18 protein-coding genes and 1 pseudogene are annotated in these 18016 nt (G+C 44.3%); 3 read left to right on the forward strand and 16 right to left on the reverse strand.

Annotated elements, in window-relative coordinates:
* The first annotated feature begins 41 nt into the window (after window positions 1-41).
* Both SFSGTM_RS08090 and SFSGTM_RS08100 read left to right on the forward strand, forming a co-directional pair.
* Window positions 42-955 (forward strand): annotated as a pseudogene (locus SFSGTM_RS08090) (tyrosine-type recombinase/integrase).
* On the forward strand, window positions 952-2067 hold the full coding sequence (locus SFSGTM_RS08100) for an IS91 family transposase (RefSeq protein ID WP_162083488.1): 1116 nt from the start codon (window positions 952-954) through the stop codon (window positions 2065-2067). The pseudogene SFSGTM_RS08090 and the gene SFSGTM_RS08100 overlap by 4 nt, the downstream one beginning before the upstream one ends.
* A gap of 302 nt (window positions 2068-2369) precedes the next feature.
* On the opposite strand, the gene SFSGTM_RS08105 is transcribed toward SFSGTM_RS08100, so the two are convergent.
* The 16 genes from SFSGTM_RS08105 to SFSGTM_RS08180 form a co-directional block, all read right to left on the reverse strand.
* Window positions 2370-2777 (reverse strand): glycosyltransferase family 2 protein, encoded by a 408-nt coding sequence (locus tag SFSGTM_RS08105; protein ID WP_162084713.1) that lies wholly within the window; start codon window positions 2775-2777, stop codon window positions 2370-2372.
* Complete coding sequence (locus SFSGTM_RS08110; protein ID WP_162084714.1) at window positions 2774-3400, reverse strand: class I SAM-dependent methyltransferase; 627 nt, start codon at window positions 3398-3400, stop codon at window positions 2774-2776. Before SFSGTM_RS08110 ends, SFSGTM_RS08105 begins: the two co-directional genes overlap by 4 nt.
* Before the next feature lie 36 nt (window positions 3401-3436).
* Window positions 3437-4573 (reverse strand): glycosyltransferase family 4 protein, encoded by a 1137-nt coding sequence (locus SFSGTM_RS08115; RefSeq protein WP_332836251.1) that lies wholly within the window; start codon window positions 4571-4573, stop codon window positions 3437-3439.
* 12 nt (window positions 4574-4585) lie between these two features.
* A complete protein-coding gene (locus SFSGTM_RS08120; RefSeq protein ID WP_162084715.1) occupies window positions 4586-5335 on the reverse strand; it encodes a flagellar brake protein in 750 nt (249 codons plus the stop codon).
* A gap of 32 nt (window positions 5336-5367) precedes the next feature.
* Entirely contained in the window at window positions 5368-5658 is a 291-nt protein-coding gene (locus tag SFSGTM_RS08125; protein WP_162084716.1) for an EscU/YscU/HrcU family type III secretion system export apparatus switch protein, read from the reverse strand.
* The gene (gene fliK / locus SFSGTM_RS08130; RefSeq protein WP_162084717.1) at window positions 5651-6712 is read right to left on the reverse strand and encodes a flagellar hook-length control protein FliK; all 1062 of its coding nucleotides are present in this window, start codon (window positions 6710-6712) and stop codon (window positions 5651-5653) included. Before fliK ends, SFSGTM_RS08125 begins: the two co-directional genes overlap by 8 nt.
* A 3-nt stretch (window positions 6713-6715) precedes the next feature.
* A complete protein-coding gene (locus SFSGTM_RS08135) occupies window positions 6716-7054 on the reverse strand; it encodes a flagellar protein FliT (RefSeq protein WP_198420634.1) in 339 nt (112 codons plus the stop codon).
* Between the two features lie 4 nt (window positions 7055-7058).
* On the reverse strand, window positions 7059-7538 hold the full coding sequence (gene fliS / locus SFSGTM_RS08140) for a flagellar export chaperone FliS (protein ID WP_162084718.1): 480 nt from the start codon (window positions 7536-7538) through the stop codon (window positions 7059-7061).
* A 149-nt stretch (window positions 7539-7687) separates the two neighbouring features.
* Window positions 7688-9124, reverse strand: coding sequence for a flagellar filament capping protein FliD (fliD, locus tag SFSGTM_RS08145; protein ID WP_162084719.1), 1437 nt, complete (start codon window positions 9122-9124; stop codon window positions 7688-7690).
* A gap of 14 nt (window positions 9125-9138) precedes the next feature.
* The gene (locus tag SFSGTM_RS08150; protein WP_162084720.1) at window positions 9139-9483 is read right to left on the reverse strand and encodes a flagellar protein FlaG; all 345 of its coding nucleotides are present in this window, start codon (window positions 9481-9483) and stop codon (window positions 9139-9141) included.
* A 66-nt stretch (window positions 9484-9549) separates the two neighbouring features.
* Window positions 9550-10275: a flagellin N-terminal helical domain-containing protein gene (locus SFSGTM_RS08155; RefSeq protein WP_162084721.1), complete on the reverse strand. Its 726-nt coding sequence runs from the start codon at window positions 10273-10275 to the stop codon at window positions 9550-9552.
* 230 nt (window positions 10276-10505) lie between these two features.
* Window positions 10506-12080 (reverse strand): GGDEF domain-containing protein, encoded by a 1575-nt coding sequence (locus SFSGTM_RS08160; RefSeq protein ID WP_162084722.1) that lies wholly within the window; start codon window positions 12078-12080, stop codon window positions 10506-10508.
* 174 nt (window positions 12081-12254) lie between these two features.
* Entirely contained in the window at window positions 12255-12899 is a 645-nt protein-coding gene (locus SFSGTM_RS08165) for a response regulator (RefSeq protein ID WP_162084723.1), read from the reverse strand.
* A 5-nt stretch (window positions 12900-12904) separates the two neighbouring features.
* A complete protein-coding gene (locus SFSGTM_RS08170; RefSeq protein ID WP_162084724.1) occupies window positions 12905-14356 on the reverse strand; it encodes a PAS domain-containing sensor histidine kinase in 1452 nt (483 codons plus the stop codon).
* Window positions 14357-14521: 165 nt separating this feature from the next.
* Window positions 14522-14848, reverse strand: a complete 327-nt coding sequence (locus tag SFSGTM_RS08175; RefSeq protein WP_162084725.1) for a hypothetical protein — start codon at window positions 14846-14848, stop codon at window positions 14522-14524.
* Between the two features lie 168 nt (window positions 14849-15016).
* Entirely contained in the window at window positions 15017-16213 is a 1197-nt protein-coding gene (locus SFSGTM_RS08180) for a multidrug effflux MFS transporter (protein ID WP_162084726.1), read from the reverse strand.
* Window positions 16214-16489: 276 nt separating this feature from the next.
* Between SFSGTM_RS08180 and nhaA the strand changes: the two genes are divergently transcribed.
* Complete coding sequence (gene nhaA / locus SFSGTM_RS08185) at window positions 16490-17869, forward strand: Na+/H+ antiporter NhaA (protein ID WP_162084727.1); 1380 nt, start codon at window positions 16490-16492, stop codon at window positions 17867-17869.
* The last annotated feature ends 147 nt before the right edge of the window (window positions 17870-18016 follow it).

The following is an 18016-nucleotide window of genomic DNA, read 5'->3' on the forward strand; positions in this document are numbered from 1 at the left end:
CAGCAATGGAATTTTGATTACTGTACCACGAGGAGACGACATTGACAGCCCCCACACCCATCCCCGCGCACTTCGAGCACAATCACCAGCGACTGCTGAATTGCCTCAAGCTCAGAGGCATGCAGCCTAAAACCATCGCCTTGTATTCACACGGCGTACGGCGCGCAGCGGTGTATTTTAATGACCAGATAGACGCGCTCACCAAGCCACAATTAACCGACTATTTTGTTCGCATCCTGGATACCCATTCATGGAGTACGCTCAAACATGATCTGTATGGACTGAAGTTCTATTATGCCCATGTACTCAGCCAACCCTGGCCAGGTGCGGATCTGGTTAAACCACCCAAGTCATATAGCCTGCCCGACATCATTACCGTCGCCCAGGCACAACAAATCTTCATGGCCACCCGCGTATTGAGCTACCGCGTATTCTTCTTCACCCTCTACAGCCTGGGCTTACGATTAGGCGAAGGCTTACGCTTGCAGGTAGGGGATATCGATGCGGATCGGATGCGGGTGCAAGTACGCAACGCCAAAGGCAACCGTGATCGATTGGTGCCGTTATCAGAGAACACCTTGCAGGTATTGCGCCGTTTCTGGCTCACCCATCGCAACCCAAGCTTGCTCTTTCCTAATCGACACGGCGGTCTTGCCAAATCGCACTTGGCACGCACCCCGCTGGATCGTGGTGGTATCCAGACCACCTTGGGTCAAGTGACCCGTGACTGTGGCTTAAAAAAAGAATTACACCACACAGCCTGCGCCACAGCTATGCCACCCACCTGATAGAAGCTGGCATCGATTTACTCGAAATTCAGCAGATACTCGGACACCAGTCCATCCTCACCACCATCCGCTACACCCACCTCACCGAACAACGCCATCAGAGCGCACACACTCGCCTTAATCAATTAATGGAGAAATTCCACATTCATTGGGGCAAAGTCAAATGATCAGACTGGCGCACATCGTAGCAACCTACGCAGCTAAACTGCTTGCACAACACGGTCATCACCTATTGCCCAGCCAGCAAGCTGCCTTAACCGCCTTTCAAACCTGCCGTAGCCAGATGAGCCCGAGGATGCAACTTGCCTGTGATGATTGTCAAACACCCAGCTACCTGCCACATTCCTGCGGTCATCGGCATTGCCCGCATTGCCAGGCGCACGAATCACAGCGCTGGATAGACCAGCAATTACACAAATCCATCCCCGCCAACTACTTCATGCTCACCTTCACCGTGCCCGCCCAGTTGCGCACACTGGCCTGGCAACATCAGCGCGTCATGTATGACTTGATCACACGCTGCGCGTGGGAAACAGTCAACACCTTCAGCCAAAACGACAACAAGCTGCGCGGCAGCGCAGGGGCGGTGACTGTACTGCATACCCATAACCGCCGACTGGACTATCACCCCCATGTGCATCTCGTCATGCCCGCTGTCGCCTTTAACCCCAAACAGCGACGCATGCGTCATAAACACGGCAACTACCTGTTTAACCACAAAGCCCTGGCCAAAGTATTTCGTGCCAAATTACTGGCAGGCATCAGACAAGCAGGACTCACCCTGCCAAACGATTACCCGACCGATTGGGTGGTGGATTGCAAAGCCGTCGGCACTGGACAGCACGCTCTGATCTACCTTGGGCGCTATCTGTATCGGGGGGTGATACAGGAGAAAGACATCCTCTCCGACCGGCATGGTCAGGTCACCTTCCGTTACCGGAACAGCCAAACCAAACAAATGGAAACCCGTACCTTGAGTGGTGTAGCCTTCCTGCGACTGATACTGCAACACATTCTGCCCAAAGGCTACCGCCGCGCCCGCAACTTTGGCTACCTGCATCCCAATAGCAAACTACTCACCCAGCTACAGCTGACCCACCTATGGCGACGGAACAATCCGCCGCCAGCGCAACCCAGACCAGCGATACGTTGCCAATGTTGCGGTGGGGTGATGAAGATAGTGCGCACACGTATCAAAGCGATACCGCTAGCCACATCAGCCCCATCTATAAAACGGGAACACAGAGCAGATGACACAGGGTGGGAGACCATGCGCTAAACCAGCCCACACCGCCCACCTGCCAGACTAGGCAGGTATGGCCGTGCTCGCCCTGAAGAAGGCTGAAATTGGGTTAACATGCCCGAAAAGCCGACTAAAAACGGTGAGTTGAATAGAATAAGTTGCTGCAATGGCAACGTGAAGGTCGTGAAATGGCGGGTGGGATGCGTAACGCGTCCAGTTATGCCAGCATAGTCAAAAAGATATTTCCATAAGCGCTCAAGCAACACCCGCCCCAGCCATGCCGGGCTTGTCCAACAAACGGTTCAGATTGTGGCTCGCTTCGCGATCACAATCTAACCTTATTCGTTATTTTCATCAATGTAGTCAGCATCTGCATAAACTAGTGCTAAATTTGGATCTGCCCAGGCTTTAATAGCATCTTGCTGATGTGCAATTTTGTCTGGGTGTATCAAGTCATCTGATCCTAACAAATGTACCCATTCTCCATTGCATAGTGCGATTGCTTTATTTGATGTTGCACTCACACCCTTATTGTTTTGTGATTCAAAAATAATATTTGCGAATCTATTTTGGTGTCTATTTAGGAAGGCAGAAATTTTATCTGCTGTATTATCTGTTGAGCCATCATCAATGATAACAAGCTCTATATTGGGGTAAGTCTGATCAACAACCGATTGCAAACATTGCTCAATGTAGCGTGCATGGTTGTATGCTGGTATTGCGACACTAACGAGTGGATTAATCATTTACTAGCAAGGGCAAAGTACTGTACGGCTACAAATTCTTCTAGCAACTGGTATGGATACCACCATTTTAAATATTTTTTCTTAATATTTGGTTGCGTTCTCTCAACGACCCAACCAGTATCTCTCAAAATCTTAATCAAACTTGAGCGAGTGAAAAAATGTAAATGCGTTCTATCCATAACTCCAGAGTTTTGATATTCAAATTGACCACGAAATAGCAGAGGTAGCAGTACATTTTTTTCACGAATATTAGGGACGCTAACTACCAGTTTAGTACCCGCAGCTGCATTCTGATATAACTCACTTAGTACTTTCCATGGATCCATGAGGTGTTCTAAGGAGTCAGCCATGCATATTAAGTCATAATTTTTTAGCGGAATATCAGGTAAAACTGCTTCTATCCCACCTTGCCAAACTTTATGTAAAACCAATTCTGCCTGTTTCGCAATTTCTGTATTGATTTCTACGCCATCTACATTGTTGACTACTGATGCACGCATCATTTGCGTTCCCAAGACACCAGCAGCACAGCCAATATCCAAACCATTTTTGAATTTTTCTGGTTGTAGAAATTGCAGAAGATCATTTCTATCGGCATGAAAATAAGAATTTTTTGGTGTCATTGAGCGCTATACATATTGGGTGAGTTAATTGGATAATTATAACCTTGGATTTTGCAGTTCACGATAAACAGAAAATGTTTTATCTTGCATTTCACCTAAGGTGAATATTGTATTTTCATTAATGGGATACAACTGCGTTAAACATTGCTGAGCAGTTGTGATTAGTCCATTAATGTCACCTAGTTTTACTAGACCAACTGGAAACATTGCCTTTAAGACTTCTCCAACACCGCCATGATTATATCCGACTACGGGAATTCCGAGGCTGAGGGCTTCGGGTGTGATGCGACCAAATGCTTCCGGGTCTTGTGAAAGTGATAGTACCAAATCAGAAACAGACATTACTTCTTTTAAATCAGATCTATGACCGATTAAGCTAATGTCATTGGTTAAATTAAGTGTGCTGATTTTTTCCTTAAGTTCTTGCAAAAAAGAAGCTTTCTTAGGGTCTGCTTCACCAGCAATAATCCCATGTACATTTATTCCATTTTGTTTTAAACGTGTTACAAGCTGGATGAAATCCAATTGGCCTTTCCAGCGTGTGATTCGTCCTGGCAAGGTGATAATTATTTTTCCGGATAATTGCGGATAATCATGCTGCCATTTCGCTAACCATTCTTTGCTTGGTTTGTAGCCACGAGGAAACTCTTGTGGATCTACCCCGCGATAAATAAGTCGGATCTTGTCAGGGTTAACTTTAGGGTAATTTTTTAGAATATAGTCACGTATTGTGCTGGAGACAGCAATAACACGTTCACCTTTGGTCATTACAGAGCTATAGGCGTTAACACTATATGCGCCATGGACGGTAGTGACGAGTTTGGGTCGGGTGGCCGGATCCATACCACGCCAGGCAAGGTAGCCTACCCATGCGGGCATACGTGAGCGCAGGTGCAGGATGTCAACTTTATGTTCGACTAAAAATCGACGTAATTGCCAAATTAATCGTAAGTTAAATAAGGACTTTTTGCCTATAGGCGAGGTGAAGTGCTCTCCACCTTCTGCAAGCAATTGCGGCACCATGCGTCCGCCGGCTGACATGACTAAAGAGCAATGACCGTGTTGAACAAGATAACGTGAAATTTCTAACGTACCACGTTCAACTCCGCCAGCGTGAAGTGCGGGGAGTATCTGTAAGATGGTGAGTGGGCGCGTGGAGGAAGACAATAGCAATTTAGTAATGGTTTATACCATGCCTGTCATGCGGGCATTGCGTTGGCGTTCTAAGTGCATAATGAAGCGTTGAACTAGAGTCAGCATGCTAGGTGTCAGGCCTTGAAATTCACAGCCTATGCGACGATTTGTCTTGCCTGAGTTTAAGCTAAGATCCTGACTGTTGCGTATTTGTAGGGTGACATGAATGCTGCCATGTTCACCGAAATCCAGGTGGCAGTTTGGATATTCGTAGCCCACATCTGTGATTAGTTGATGTTGTTCATCCAATAATGCAATGCCGCCGCCACTGATATCGACAACTTGTGCTATATGAATACCGGTATCCAGCATTAATTTGCAACTTACAATCTGTGCGCTTGATATGTTGACACGGAAATACTCACGTCGTTGCAGGCGTATGAGCACTTGAGGGATATCAATACAAAATGCGGGGCGATCGGCTTGCGTGCATGTATTCACTTGTGAAGCGAAAAATGTAATGCGAATTTTATCCAGTGATGATGAAAATTCTATGTCATCCGATTCAATTACACGCTGATTTAACAATGCACTCGGTGCTTGATCTATGAATAGTTTATTGTTTTTTTCATCGACTTCCAGAATAGACGTGACAATCACTTCGGCACCGCCATTGATAATTATGCTCAATAGTTGATGCGTGTCTTGAATTCCGCGCAACAGGCTTAATATTTCTCGGCGCGAATGAACTTGATAGAGTTGCTGATTTTCTGTTCCAAATTCTGGCTGATTAGTTGACATATTAGAAGATGAAAAAAAGTAAACAGCCTAGATTATAGCTGAGTAGGTGGAATTGGCGTGTTATTTTGTCCATTTTCTATGCGATATAACCATGCTAAAAGTTCGGCTACAGCACGATAAAGATTGGGTGGGATATTTTCATCTAAATCTACCTGCATCAATAATGCGACTAATTCTTTGGATTCATGCACAAACACGCCATTTGCCTGTGCGCGGGCTATGATTTCCTCGGCGATTAGTCCTTTGCCTTTCGCAACTACCTTTGGTGCAGCATCACCAGCCTGGTATACGAGTGCAACGGCCGATGGTGGTGGTTTATTCATTGTTTTGACTCATGGATAAATCTACTGGCACTTGTGTAGCCGATATTGCAGGCTTAATTAATACTGCGTCGATAGGAATTCCTGCAGCAGACAGTGCGTTAACCAATAATGTCGTATTAGTCTGAAGTTTATTGGCGCTGTCCGGATTTTCTGTCTGAATCTGGACACTTAAATGTGTACCCGTTAATCGTAAGGTGGCAGTAATATTACCCAACGCAGGTAGTTCAAATTTGACATCGCTATGCCAAGTGGATTCAGCAGATGTTTGCTGTTGATTGTGCTGCGGCGTGTCTTGGCTGATTTCCCATTGCATGGCTTGTCCAGGCCAAGCATTTCCCTGCCATATGAGGTGGTTTTGTTCTAAAGTTTGTAGCTGTGTATTGACTAGTTGTTGCAGCGTCGGATTATTTGATAGTTCAGTTAGTTTGTTAGTTGTATCAGTGGATGATGAAGTTTCTAGGCGAGGTGAAAGCTGTGCCTGCGGCTCCTGCATGAGTTGCGTCACATTCATATGCCCACTCGCCCAGTTTGCTAAATGGGACTCATAGAAAACACCCGACTGTGAGATGGCTTGTTGTAATGTTTGAGCTACTGCTTGTGGCTGGCTGGTTTGGTTCATTAGCACAGTATTGCTTTTCGCAATAATCATTGCGGGTGGCTGATTACTTGAGTTTTGCAATAAAGTGCTTATTAAATGGGCTGTATTACTGATGTCTGTTGGTGTGCTGTTAATACCAGAAGTAATATTTTCAGCGGATGGGCTAATGACAAACGTAGGGCGGGGTTCTTTACCAATTAATGTCAGATTAAGCTTGGAGCCGACTTCAGTTGAGTTGGGAAGGTTCATCTTGGCGACAGTATCGGCGAGCTTTACTAAAAAACTACCGTCGCTTAACTTGGACTGTACATTTGCAACTAGTTGTTGCCCTAAACTAATTTGGGTTAATCTGTGAAGTAACTCGTCCTTAATATCCCCTAAAGGGGATATCGGAGATGATGCGTGTATCAGTGTTACGGGGCGAGTGCCTGTAAGCTCTGCCGGCGCGAAGTTCATTTCTTATCGCAACGATTGACTGCCATAAGACACGGAGAGTTTTTGTTCCATCTGGGTGCTGCTAATTAAACCGGATAACTTTTCCATCCATGGCTCAGTTAAATTACGAATTTCTTTGTCATCAGCTAAAATTTGCTTGATTACTGTTAACTTGCGATTGCGTAAAGCGGGCGTCAATTTGACAGGTGCTTCGTAAGTTGAAAGTTGGTTAATATGTGTAGCTACTTTTGATTCCAAACTAATCAAATCATCCCAGGCGCCCTGACGTGCTGCATCAAGCATGTTCTTGGTGATTTGTGCAACTGACTCGTAAGTATCAATAATTTCTTCACAATTCATCATGGCATTATGCCTCCACAAAGGAAATTTTACGAGGTGCCAGTGTATCGTGCGGGGTTGTTATGGGAGCGCTAGCTATAGTTGAACGCACATTATTTGTGTTATCAATAGTGATCCAAGCGCTCCGTAACTCTTCTAATAAAGATTTCACTTCATTTAGCTTGCTAATGTCGTTATGAACGTTTGCATCGAGTAAACGCATTACCATGTAACTGTACAAAGCGTCTAAGTTCAAGGCGATTTCTCCACCAACGTCCTTATTCAAGCTTGCTTGCAAACCATCACTGATGATAGACATAGCATGAGAGATTGCTCTACCCTTTGGTGCGATTTCATTGTTTTGGGTATGCGTAATGGCTTTATCGATAGCCATTTTTGCACCATCAAACAGCATGGTAATCAGCTTATGTGGTGATGCTGCAAGTACGCCGGTTTCCAGTTCTACTTTTGCGTATGCATTTATGCCTCTTTGCGCAGATCCAAACATGATTTTATCCTTATAGTCCATGCAGCTGATTGTTTCGCTTTATACCAGTACTTTACTGATACCCCATGATATTTATAACGGCAAAAAGAGGTGTAAATTTAGTGTTAATCAAAAATTTATATTCTGACAGCGCTATTTAAGTGACGTAATTATGCGAGTTGTTTGGTCAGGAAGCTGCTGGTGGCATTCATGCTACCTAACAATACGTTCAGATTGCTATATTGTGTAATATAGTTTTGTTTAACTGTAACTAGGCGCGCTGTTAACTGATCAATTTGTGTGTTGTCGTTTTTTATTGAGCTATTTAAACTTGCAGTACGCGTGGCAATTAGGCCATCCCCAGGTGAGAGCATAGAAGTCGCCCAGGCATTTAATCGCGTACCTATGCCCGAAGTCGAGGACACTAGATTATTCAGATCGCTAAAATTATTAGTAATGGCATTGTTAAGCGCCGTGCTATCTAATTGCAATGAACCGTCAACCTGAAAAGCTATACCAACCTGGGCTAAGGAGCTATAAGCACCACCGGTTACTGCAGTATTAAACACATTGCGTAGTTGATCTTGCATGGCGCGAATTACGCCATCACCAGCTAATGACCCCGCTGGTGAGGTGCTGGTGCCATAAGCTGAGCGTGAAGTGAGTTGGGTGGCAAGCGCATTATATGCGCTAACTAATCCAGTAAATGCTGTGTTAATGGTGTTTGTATCTCTAGCAACCGTTAAGGATTCTGCGGAAGTGGTTGTCTTATTAAGCGACAATGTTACGCCTTGAATAGCATCGGCAACTTTATTGGATGAGCTGGTGATCGCAATACCATTTACAGTCAGATTCGCGTTTTGCGCCGTAACTGTTTGATTGAGATTTTGTGTGCCAGCAGGGTCATAGGCTAATAAGTTGTCAACGGCACTGTCACCACCACTAGTGGTGATTTTCATACTGTTGCTGGCACCCGAGCTATTCGACGTTAAAGTCAGGCGATATGGCGTGCCACTACCATCGTTCACAATAGTCGCAGTAACACCCATGTTGGCCGCATTGATCGCGTCTCTGATACCTTGCAGAGAATTGTTGCTACTGTCTATAGTGATACTTTTTGTACCGCTGGCATTGGATGTAAAGCTCGCTCCACTGTACACGCCATTTGTTAATGTGCCCGTAGGCGGTGTGCCCAGGCTAATACTGCCAAAATCAAATGTAATGGTGGTCGCTGTGCCAGTGCCTATGGCTGCAGTACTGCTCGTTTGTCCTGTAGCGACTAAATTTTGAGCTTGTGCAAGTTGAGTCACATTTAACGAGTATGTTCCAGCTACAGCAGTGCTGTCGGCAGATGCGGAAAAGATACTTGAGTCCGAAGGCGTAGCTACATAACCCTGTAAATTATTGGTCAGGTTGGTTATTGAGGTTTGTAAGCCCGACACTAAGCTGCTAATAGTGCCCCAGGAAGATATCATGGACTGATAGCTAGTGACCGCGGCATTAAGTTTATCTACCGGTTGTTGCTCGACTGCCATCAATTGTGAAACAAGTGACTGAACATCGAGCACACCTGATGCGGTTGAAGATGCGACTGTACTTGTTGACATGATATTCTCCTTGCTTAAGCCTTATGATTCAATAGCATACCGCTTTGATATTGGTCTATTGAGTGTGCAATCGCCAATATTGCCTTTGACGGAAATTGCATAATCACATCGCCTGTTTGGCTATCAACCACAGTGACTACGGGTCTCTTTGTTTCTGTATCCACACTGAACTGCAAGCTCTGATTTGACTGCGCCATGGCATGGTTCATAGTGTCTACCGCAGCATGTAGCTGTTGAGACGTCGCTGATTTTTCAGGGGCTGGGGCTGGCGTCGGAGTGGGTGCAGGAGAAGCGACTTTAGCCGCACCCGTGTCAGGAGTAGCGGCTAGTCCGGTTGAACCTATATTTTGGATAATCATGATGATATCCTCCTAATGTTTTAGCCCTAAACAGCGATCTGTTTAGGGCTAAGTCATACTAGCGTCTTATCGTAACAGTGACAAGACTGACTGGGGGTTTTGGTTAGCTTGTGCTAATGCTGCTGTCCCCGCTTGTTGCAAGATGTTGTTTTTAGATGCTGCAGCTGTCTCTGCGGCATAATCTGTATCCATGATACGGCTGTATGATGCAGATACGTTCACGGATTGCAGTTGCAACACGGCTACAGCTGAACCATAGGTTGCCATATCTGCACCGTAGCTTGAACGAGCAGTAGAAACGGCAGTAAGGTCGGCATTAATGGTTGCAATTGATGCGGAACTCCCGGTGGCAGTAAGCGTAGGCTTCGTACCAACTGCACCTCCTACAGTACCCGTTGAGTCAATAACTGCTCCGGTATCGCTGGTGGCTAAAGCATTAATGCGGGTATTTTCTGCTATCAATGCTGTTGCCTCTGCGCCTGATGCCGTACCGCCCAACTGCACTCCAATCTCATATAAACGTTGCAGATTGGCGGTAATTTGTGCCATATAGCCGTCATTGGTTTGTGCGGTTGAGATGGCGTCATTTGAATTGCGAGCTGCTTGGTTTGCACCGCGTATCGTAGTGTCGTAGGTAGTGGCAGTCGCTAGGCCAGTTGCATCATCTTTTGCGCTATTGATACGTAAGCCTGATGAAAGGCGTTCTTGAGCTGTCTGTAATGCTTGTTGTGATTTATTCAACGCTTGGCCAGCAAACAGAGCGGATACGTTAGTGTTAATGACTTGTGCCATGATAATTCTCCTTAAATAACTCGGGTCTATGAATCAACTTAGTACTTCAGCGCTGGAACTTCTCTTTGAAGCATTTTCACCGCTGTTATTTACTTTATCGGTCATCTTTTGAAGAAGTTTAATGTTTTTTTCTAAACTTTTACTTTCTTCAGTTCACTGCTTTGCTAGCCAGTTACCCAGTTTTCGGCTACGTTTAAGGAAAACTTTAATTTATTTATTTGTCAAAAAACTTAATCGGCTGCAACTACACGGTTTTTCCCGGTCTTTTTGGCTTTGTACATGGCTTCATCTGCACGACGAATTGTTTCAGCCATTGCTTCATTTGGTGCGCGAGTAGCGACGCCCGCACTGAAAGTAATGAACAGTTTCTGATTGTTAAACATGAAAATACGTTTTGTTAGTTCCTTTTGTAGGCGACCAACTACATCAACTGCTTCTATTGTTGGTGTGTCGGGCAAAACAATGATGAATTCTTCACCACCGAACCGGCCAACCACGTCCATAGAGCGCAAAGTATCTTTAACGATACGTACGATATGGATAAGTGCTTCATCACCTGCTTCATGCCCATAGGTATCGTTTAGTTTCTTAAAGTCATCGATATCCAGCATAGCAATGCTTAGGGTTGTTCCATGGCGATCAGCACGAGCTTGTTCACGCTCAAACACATCATCTAGACCACGACGATTCAGGCTGTTGGTAAGCTGATCATGACTCGCTAAAGCACTGACTTCAGCTAGTTGAGATTCTAGTAGATGAATGCGGGCTTCTGCATCTTGTGCTTCTTTATGCGCTACCAGCATTTCGTCGCGAGATTTTAATGCTTCCGCCTGGATGCTGCGTGTATCCCGCATCACATCATCCAAAATGGTATTAAGTTCGCTAATGTGTTGTGCTTGCGCAATTTTTTGTGTGTAGATATCAATCTTGCCATGGTAATCACCGGTAGTGGTGGCGATAGAACCTAAACGATCAATAAAGATCGTAATCATGTTTTTAACAGTGATTTTAGCTTCTGACAGGCTGTCCTTTAAGGTACCTTGCTTGTAAATAACTTCCTTCAGGCTTTGTGTCGCATCTTCCAGAGCATGATGGTTGACTGGGCCGGCAATTAGATTTTGCACTACATTAATTTGGCCGCGTAGCCAGCTGTCATCATCGAGTAAGTAACTGACGTTGTCCAATAACAACCTGAATAAACGCAACAGCATATCTTGCTGTTCAGCGATATCTCCACTTTTAAGTTCGATACGGAAGCAGAGTTGTTTTAAGCGATTGCCAATATCTGTGAGCTCTGCATCAGTCCGTGCATCTTTGATTGCATTGCCCAATGCTTCAGATTCTGCTGCTAGTTCAGGTATGTTGGAGAGTAGTGAAGCGACGGCAAATGTCAGTGTGCGGGTGAGGAGTTCACGTAGCAACTGAGTTTGCTCTGTATCTGCAGCAATAACTTGTGCAACCGTGCTTACAGCGGGTGCGGCAACGACTTGCATACTTGGTTTTATTTGGTTGTTAATAAGCTCATTCAGGTCTTCCTGATATGCAGCCCAGTTATTGGATTCAGCAGCTTTACGTAAGCGCTTTCCGAAGAATGAGGCTTCGCCAGGAAGACGAGTGAGCTCCGTGGCAAAATCATTAAGAATAATTTGAGGATTGTGTGTCTCTATAACGCCGCTGATTTTATTGTACGCTGCGTGATATGCCTCAGGAGTCGGGGCGATTTTTTGCATAGCCAACTGGCGAAATGCTTCACGAGCAATTTCTGCGGGGTTGAGCGGTGTAGAATTTTCCGGTGGGGTTTTCATGATTGCACTCGCTTTCTAGCACAGTTACCATTTCGATTAGGTATAATGGTAACTGATTTACTAGAAGCGCAATCAACTGATTAACGGCATAAAAACCGATTACTTTAGGGTTTAGGTGAAATAAATATTAAATAATTTCACAATTTTTTATATCTAATTGATTATTAATAATAATTAAACTAAATTATTTTTCATTGCATAATGCATTAATTCTGCATTATTTTTTAATTGCATCTTTTGCAACAAGCGTGCGCGATACATGCTGACTGTTTTAACAGACAAATTCAAATCTATAGCAATGTCACTAACGCACTTCCCAGAGGCTATCATGGTCATGGTCTGGTATTCACGATCAGAAAGTGTCTCATGGGCTGATGATTGGTGTTTACCACCAATTTGATTGGCGAGTTCTTGCGCCAGTGCATTGCTAATATATTTGCGACCAGCAAAGACTTCCCGTATAGCATCCACTAGCTCAGCAGGTGCGCTTTGTTTATTTAAATAGCCGGATGCGCCCGCTTTAAGTGAACGAATGGCATATTGATCCTCACTATGCATAGAGAGCATAAGTACCGCTATATAAGGAGCCTCTTTTTTGATTTGCTTTAATATTTCAATGCCATTGCGATCAGGCATGGAAACATCAAGTAGCAGGACATCAAACTCTCGGTTTCGTGCCAGTTTAATTGCCTCATGACCTGTATCAGAGTCACCAGCAACGATTAAGTCCGTAGTGTCGGCCAGAATTTGTTTCAAGCCTTCTCGTACGATAGCGTGATCGTCAACAATATATACGCGAATTTTTTTATCTGTAGTCATAATTATTACTCATGAGTTAGTGGAATGTTGATGAGAATGTTAGTTCCCGTTTCGGTGCTTGATGTAATAGACAATTGCCCACCTAACGAGTTCACGCGCTCCATCATGCCGCGTATACCAAAGGACTTTAACTTCAGCCTGTCAGCTTGTTCCATACCTTTACCATTATCATCTATCTCTAAGGTGATGTCGGCTTTCTGTTTTTTCAAGTGCACATGAACTAATGTTGCATTCGCATGTTTGCTGATATTGGTTAGCGCTTCTTGAAAAACCCTAAAAAGCGCCGTTGCCTGATCGGAATTGAGCGCAATATCATCATCTGATGTTATAAATTCACAGGTGATACCCATTTGACGTTCAAATTCACGCGTTTGCCATTCTATCGCAGCTACCAAGCCCAAGTCTAAAATACTAGGACGTAAATCACTGGCAATTCGCCGGACTGATTCTATGGTTCTATCCGCTAACATGTCAATATAGTTGATTTTTTCAAGGCAGCTATCGTCAGTCGCTAACCGTCGTTTGACTAATGTTACTGCCATCTTGATAGCCGTCAGATTCCCGCCTAATTCATCATGTACTTCACGTGCAATACGGGTACGTTCCTGTTCTTTAATACGCTCTGTGTGTGATGATAATTCTGCCAGTTGCGCCTGTGTCTGCTTTACTTCCATTTCCTCATGCTTGGTCTGCGTAACGTTAGTAATAACGCCATTCCACAGTGTGCTGCCATCCTTTTGTAGCGTTGGGGTTGCTCGTATTGCAATCCACTTTATATCCTGCCACGCTTCTATCCAAACTTGACCTTTCCAGTTCCATGTATGCATGGATGAAGCCGACTGTTGCATAGTATCCCAGTAGGTTGCTCTATCATCGGGCACAATTAAATCGACAAACAGATTGGCATCATGGATTAATGCATTTGATACGATGCCTAGCAGATCAGCACAACGATCGCTAACATATGGAAAAGCAACTGAATTGTCGGGGCGACGCAGGAGCTGAAAAACCAGACTGGGAATGTTAGCGATGATTTCCTGGAAACGTGACTCACTTAATTGCAACGCCGCTGCATTGGTTTGCTGTTGGCTCAAGTCGCTCCCAATTGCGATATAGGAGTGTGCAGGATCAGGTGAGCGAAATAATCGGAAGGCAATGGGATATGTCGAGCCGTCTCGTCGCAGGTTTGTTGTTTCAATACTTACTGATTGCTGAGTATGGTTACAAATGTTTGCCAAAAGCTCATCCAGTACTTCAGGCGTGAGCGTAGGTGAGATATCAAATTGAGTCTTTTGGGTTAATTCATTAAGGCTGTATTGCAGATTAGTTAATGCAGATTCATTTGCATGTGCGATTTTTTTGGTTGCGCAATCAATGAAATAAATTTCACTAAAAGAACCATTTAGCACAGTGAGTAGCCATGCAACATCAATAGTTTCTTGATTAAATGGGAGCATGAAGGTGAGCTTATGAATGAAAGTGTCATATTCTATCTTATCAAATAGTAAAACGTACTAAATAAATAGCATAGTTTTATGTCACTGCGGTTCAGTAGTGTTGCGGTGCTGAATCCCCTTGTGGAAATTCAGCACTAACTATCATTTGCCAACTTTGTATTGAGATTATATTGATGAAATGCTTTGGCTCGCTGATTGTGAAAGCGCTTGCAGATAATCATTAACCGAAGCATATGTATTACCGGATAGGCTTTGTGCAGCCTGCTGGATATCTGCGCCTGATTGCTGAGACTGGGCGATACTTTTCATAGATGATTTGGCTTCATCACGATTCTGAACCGCTTCTGGACTGGAAAAGTTTGATAATGCTTGAGCAAAAGAACCGCTGCCGGATTTGCAGCAGTGTTGAGCTTTTGCCATGTGGGTTTCCATTAATGATTTGGCGTTAGCTGCATTGACACCTGTTCCTATTGCACTTGGATTGAATGACATTTTATTCTCCTAAATAAAAGTTAATGAATTTGCATGAAGCAATTTTATTGTAGGACAAAAATCTATTTTTTAAGTATTAAATAAGGGGGTTATTCTGCCTCTATTCTTAATGATTAAATCAAAGTAATTTTAATTAATTATTAAAATACAATTAATTATATTTATTATTTAATGTTTATTATTGACAGAGCAATATAGCCCCCATGTGCCACGCCCAAGTAGTAAAAATATCATCATCCCTATCGCCAGATAAATTGGTGAGGCTGATAACAAAGGGGAAACAACACCTGCAACCATGGCATTAAGCATGGTTTGGACAAAACCTTGCATAGAGGATGTCAATCCACGATGTTGCGGGAATAAATCCAAGGCGAGCAGGGTAATGCTTGGCATTGCGAGTGACATACCTGCGCCATATAGCGTGATGGGTAAAACCGCCCAAGGCCACGTTGGTATGAAAAAAACGTTGTAACCGATATTGATTGTGGCCGCGCAAAGCAAAAGCACATAGGCATATTTAACAGTTTTATGTGGTGTAATGTGTCCAGCCACACGGCCTGATATGAATGCGCCTATCATTACGCCTGCTATTGCAGGAATAAATAGGCCTGCAAATTGATCCTCTTTTAAATGTAGTGTTTGCAACACAAATACAGATGCTGATGCTATATACAGAAAAAACCCCGCAAAATGAAGTGCGACAGTGCTTGCCAATAATAAGAAGTGCGGATGACTGGCGACTTGATGATAATTAGTGACCAGGGGTCTAAATGAAAAAGTATGTCGCGCTACTGCGGGATGCGTTTCTGGCAAATAGTGGTAACTTATGACTAATAGCAGCAATCCTAGCCCAGCCATAAAAAAGAATACTGATTGCCAGCCAAACATCATGTGTAGCCATCCACCTATAATGGGTGCAACAGCGGGAGATACTGCAAACATCATCGTGACTTTAGACATTAAGCGCTGCGCCTCTGCCCCTGTATACAGGTCTCGGATGATGGCGCGGCCTACTATCATCCCTGCACCCGCCGATAATCCTTGTAGCCCACGCAATATAATGAGTGTGTGTATATCCTGCGCAAATGCGCACGATATGGAGGTAAATATAAAGGCTAGCAGCGAAACAAGAATTACTGGTCGGCGACCAAATGAATCTGATAGTGAACCATGAAATAGCATCATGATGGCGAAACACAACAAATATACGCTTAACGTTTGTTGAAGCTCTAGTGGCGATGCGTGCATACTTGCCTGTATTGCAGGAAATGAAGGCATGTAGGTATCAATTGAGAACGGCCCAAGTGTAGCAAGTCCTGCCAGTAATACAGTGAGGGTAGAGCGGTGGCGGGGGTGCGTAGACATTACAGAAATACGTGCTGAACTAAATGGAACATGTTACGGTAAGGTGGTAGATGAATCTAGCGTTAAATACATCAATGATGTTGATTGTAACTGTCGAAGTCTAGAAATGGCTGACGCGATGTAGCTGTATGTGCCATATGCAAGGTAATCGATTTTATCTGTTTTGTGCTGACAGCCAGATTGTCACATAATTTGGAATCGAACTTTCATCAGATCTTGTTCCATAACTTCGCAACTAGTTACTGTGCTTCTAAATATTTAATGGGAAAAGTAAATATGTCACAAGACCAACAACCCTTGTCCAATATAGAAAAGGGACGTATCTATGCTCCGTGGGAGCGCACTTTCAACCGAGTGCTGACTCCATTTGAAGAGTTTATCCACCGCCAGACTACAAGCGGATTGCTATTAATGGGCATGGCAATAGTCGCGCTTTTTTTGGCAAATAGTTATTTATCGGAAGCATACCTGCATTTTATTCACACCCCAGTGAATTTAAGTGTTGGTAACTGGGCAATTAATATGAGTTTGCACCATTGGATAAACGACGGTTTGATGGCGCTTTTTTTCTTTGTTGTCGGTTTAGAGCTTAAGCGTGAAATTATGGTGGGTGAACTATCAGATTTGCGTCAAGCAGCATTGCCTATCATCGCAGCTATTGGAGGTATGATAGTGCCCGCACTCATCTACCTGGCATTTAATCATGACGGCGATGCAGCCCGTGGCTGGGGGATTCCAATGGCCACTGATATCGCATTTGCTGTGGGCGCGTTGGTGTTGTTGGCAGGTCGCGTACCCAAGGCGCTTATTACATTTCTGGTCGCGCTAGCGATTGCCGATGATCTCGGCGCCGTATTGGTCATTGCATTATTTTATACGCAAGAATTAGCACTTAATTGGCTGCTAGCGTCCGTGGCATTGTTCGCCGTATTATTAATATTAAATTTTGTTGGGATTCGTAAGGTGATGCCTTATTTTTTAGTAGCGGTCTTGCTCTGGTATGCGCTATTGCAATCAGGTGTTCACGCTACACTGGCAGGCGTACTGGGTGCATTTACTGTGCCGGCAAGATCTAAGTATGCCCCTGGCTTATTTATTGAACGCGTCAAAGCTCAGCTAGAACGCTTTATAGCCAATCACCAGCAAGATGACACGCTGATGACTAATGAAAAGCTGTATGCAGTTGTGCAAAATTTAGATGAAAATGTGCGGGGTGTACAAACACCACTCCAGCGTTTAGAGCATATTTGGCATATACCAGTCGCTTTTATTGTAATCCCAATTTTTGCCTTGTTTAATGCTGGCATCCCATTGCAACTTGGCGCGCTTGGCGATACTTTTACGCATCCGGTGATGCTGGGCGTAACCTTTGGGCTGCTGTTTGGTAAATTTATGGGCATTACTGGCGCTTGCTGGTTGGCTTTGCGATTGGGAGTAGGGCAACTACCTACCGGCACGCGCTTCAGCCAGATTGCAGCCGTCTCTGTTCTAGGAGGTATCGGCTTCACTATGTCGATCTTTATCGCAGAATTGGGTTTTGCAAGTCAACCTGAATATCTGCTGATGGCCAAAACTGGCATATTGGTCGCCTCTATGCTGGCAGGGCTGTTTGGATTTGTTTGGTTGTGGTGGTTGGGACGGAATATACCTGCATAGCAACTGCCTAATGCTGATGAAATGTGGGTAAAGTCGCAAAGCTACTTTACGTTGGTATAATGCTAGACGTTGCAAATTTGCCTTATAGGGCATAAAAGTAAAATATACAGAATTAAGCGTCAATTCATTTTATTAAACAACTCGCTG

Source organism: Sulfuriferula nivalis (assembly GCF_009937995.1).
Taxonomy (GTDB): domain Bacteria; phylum Pseudomonadota; class Gammaproteobacteria; order Burkholderiales; family Sulfuriferulaceae; genus Sulfuriferula; species Sulfuriferula nivalis.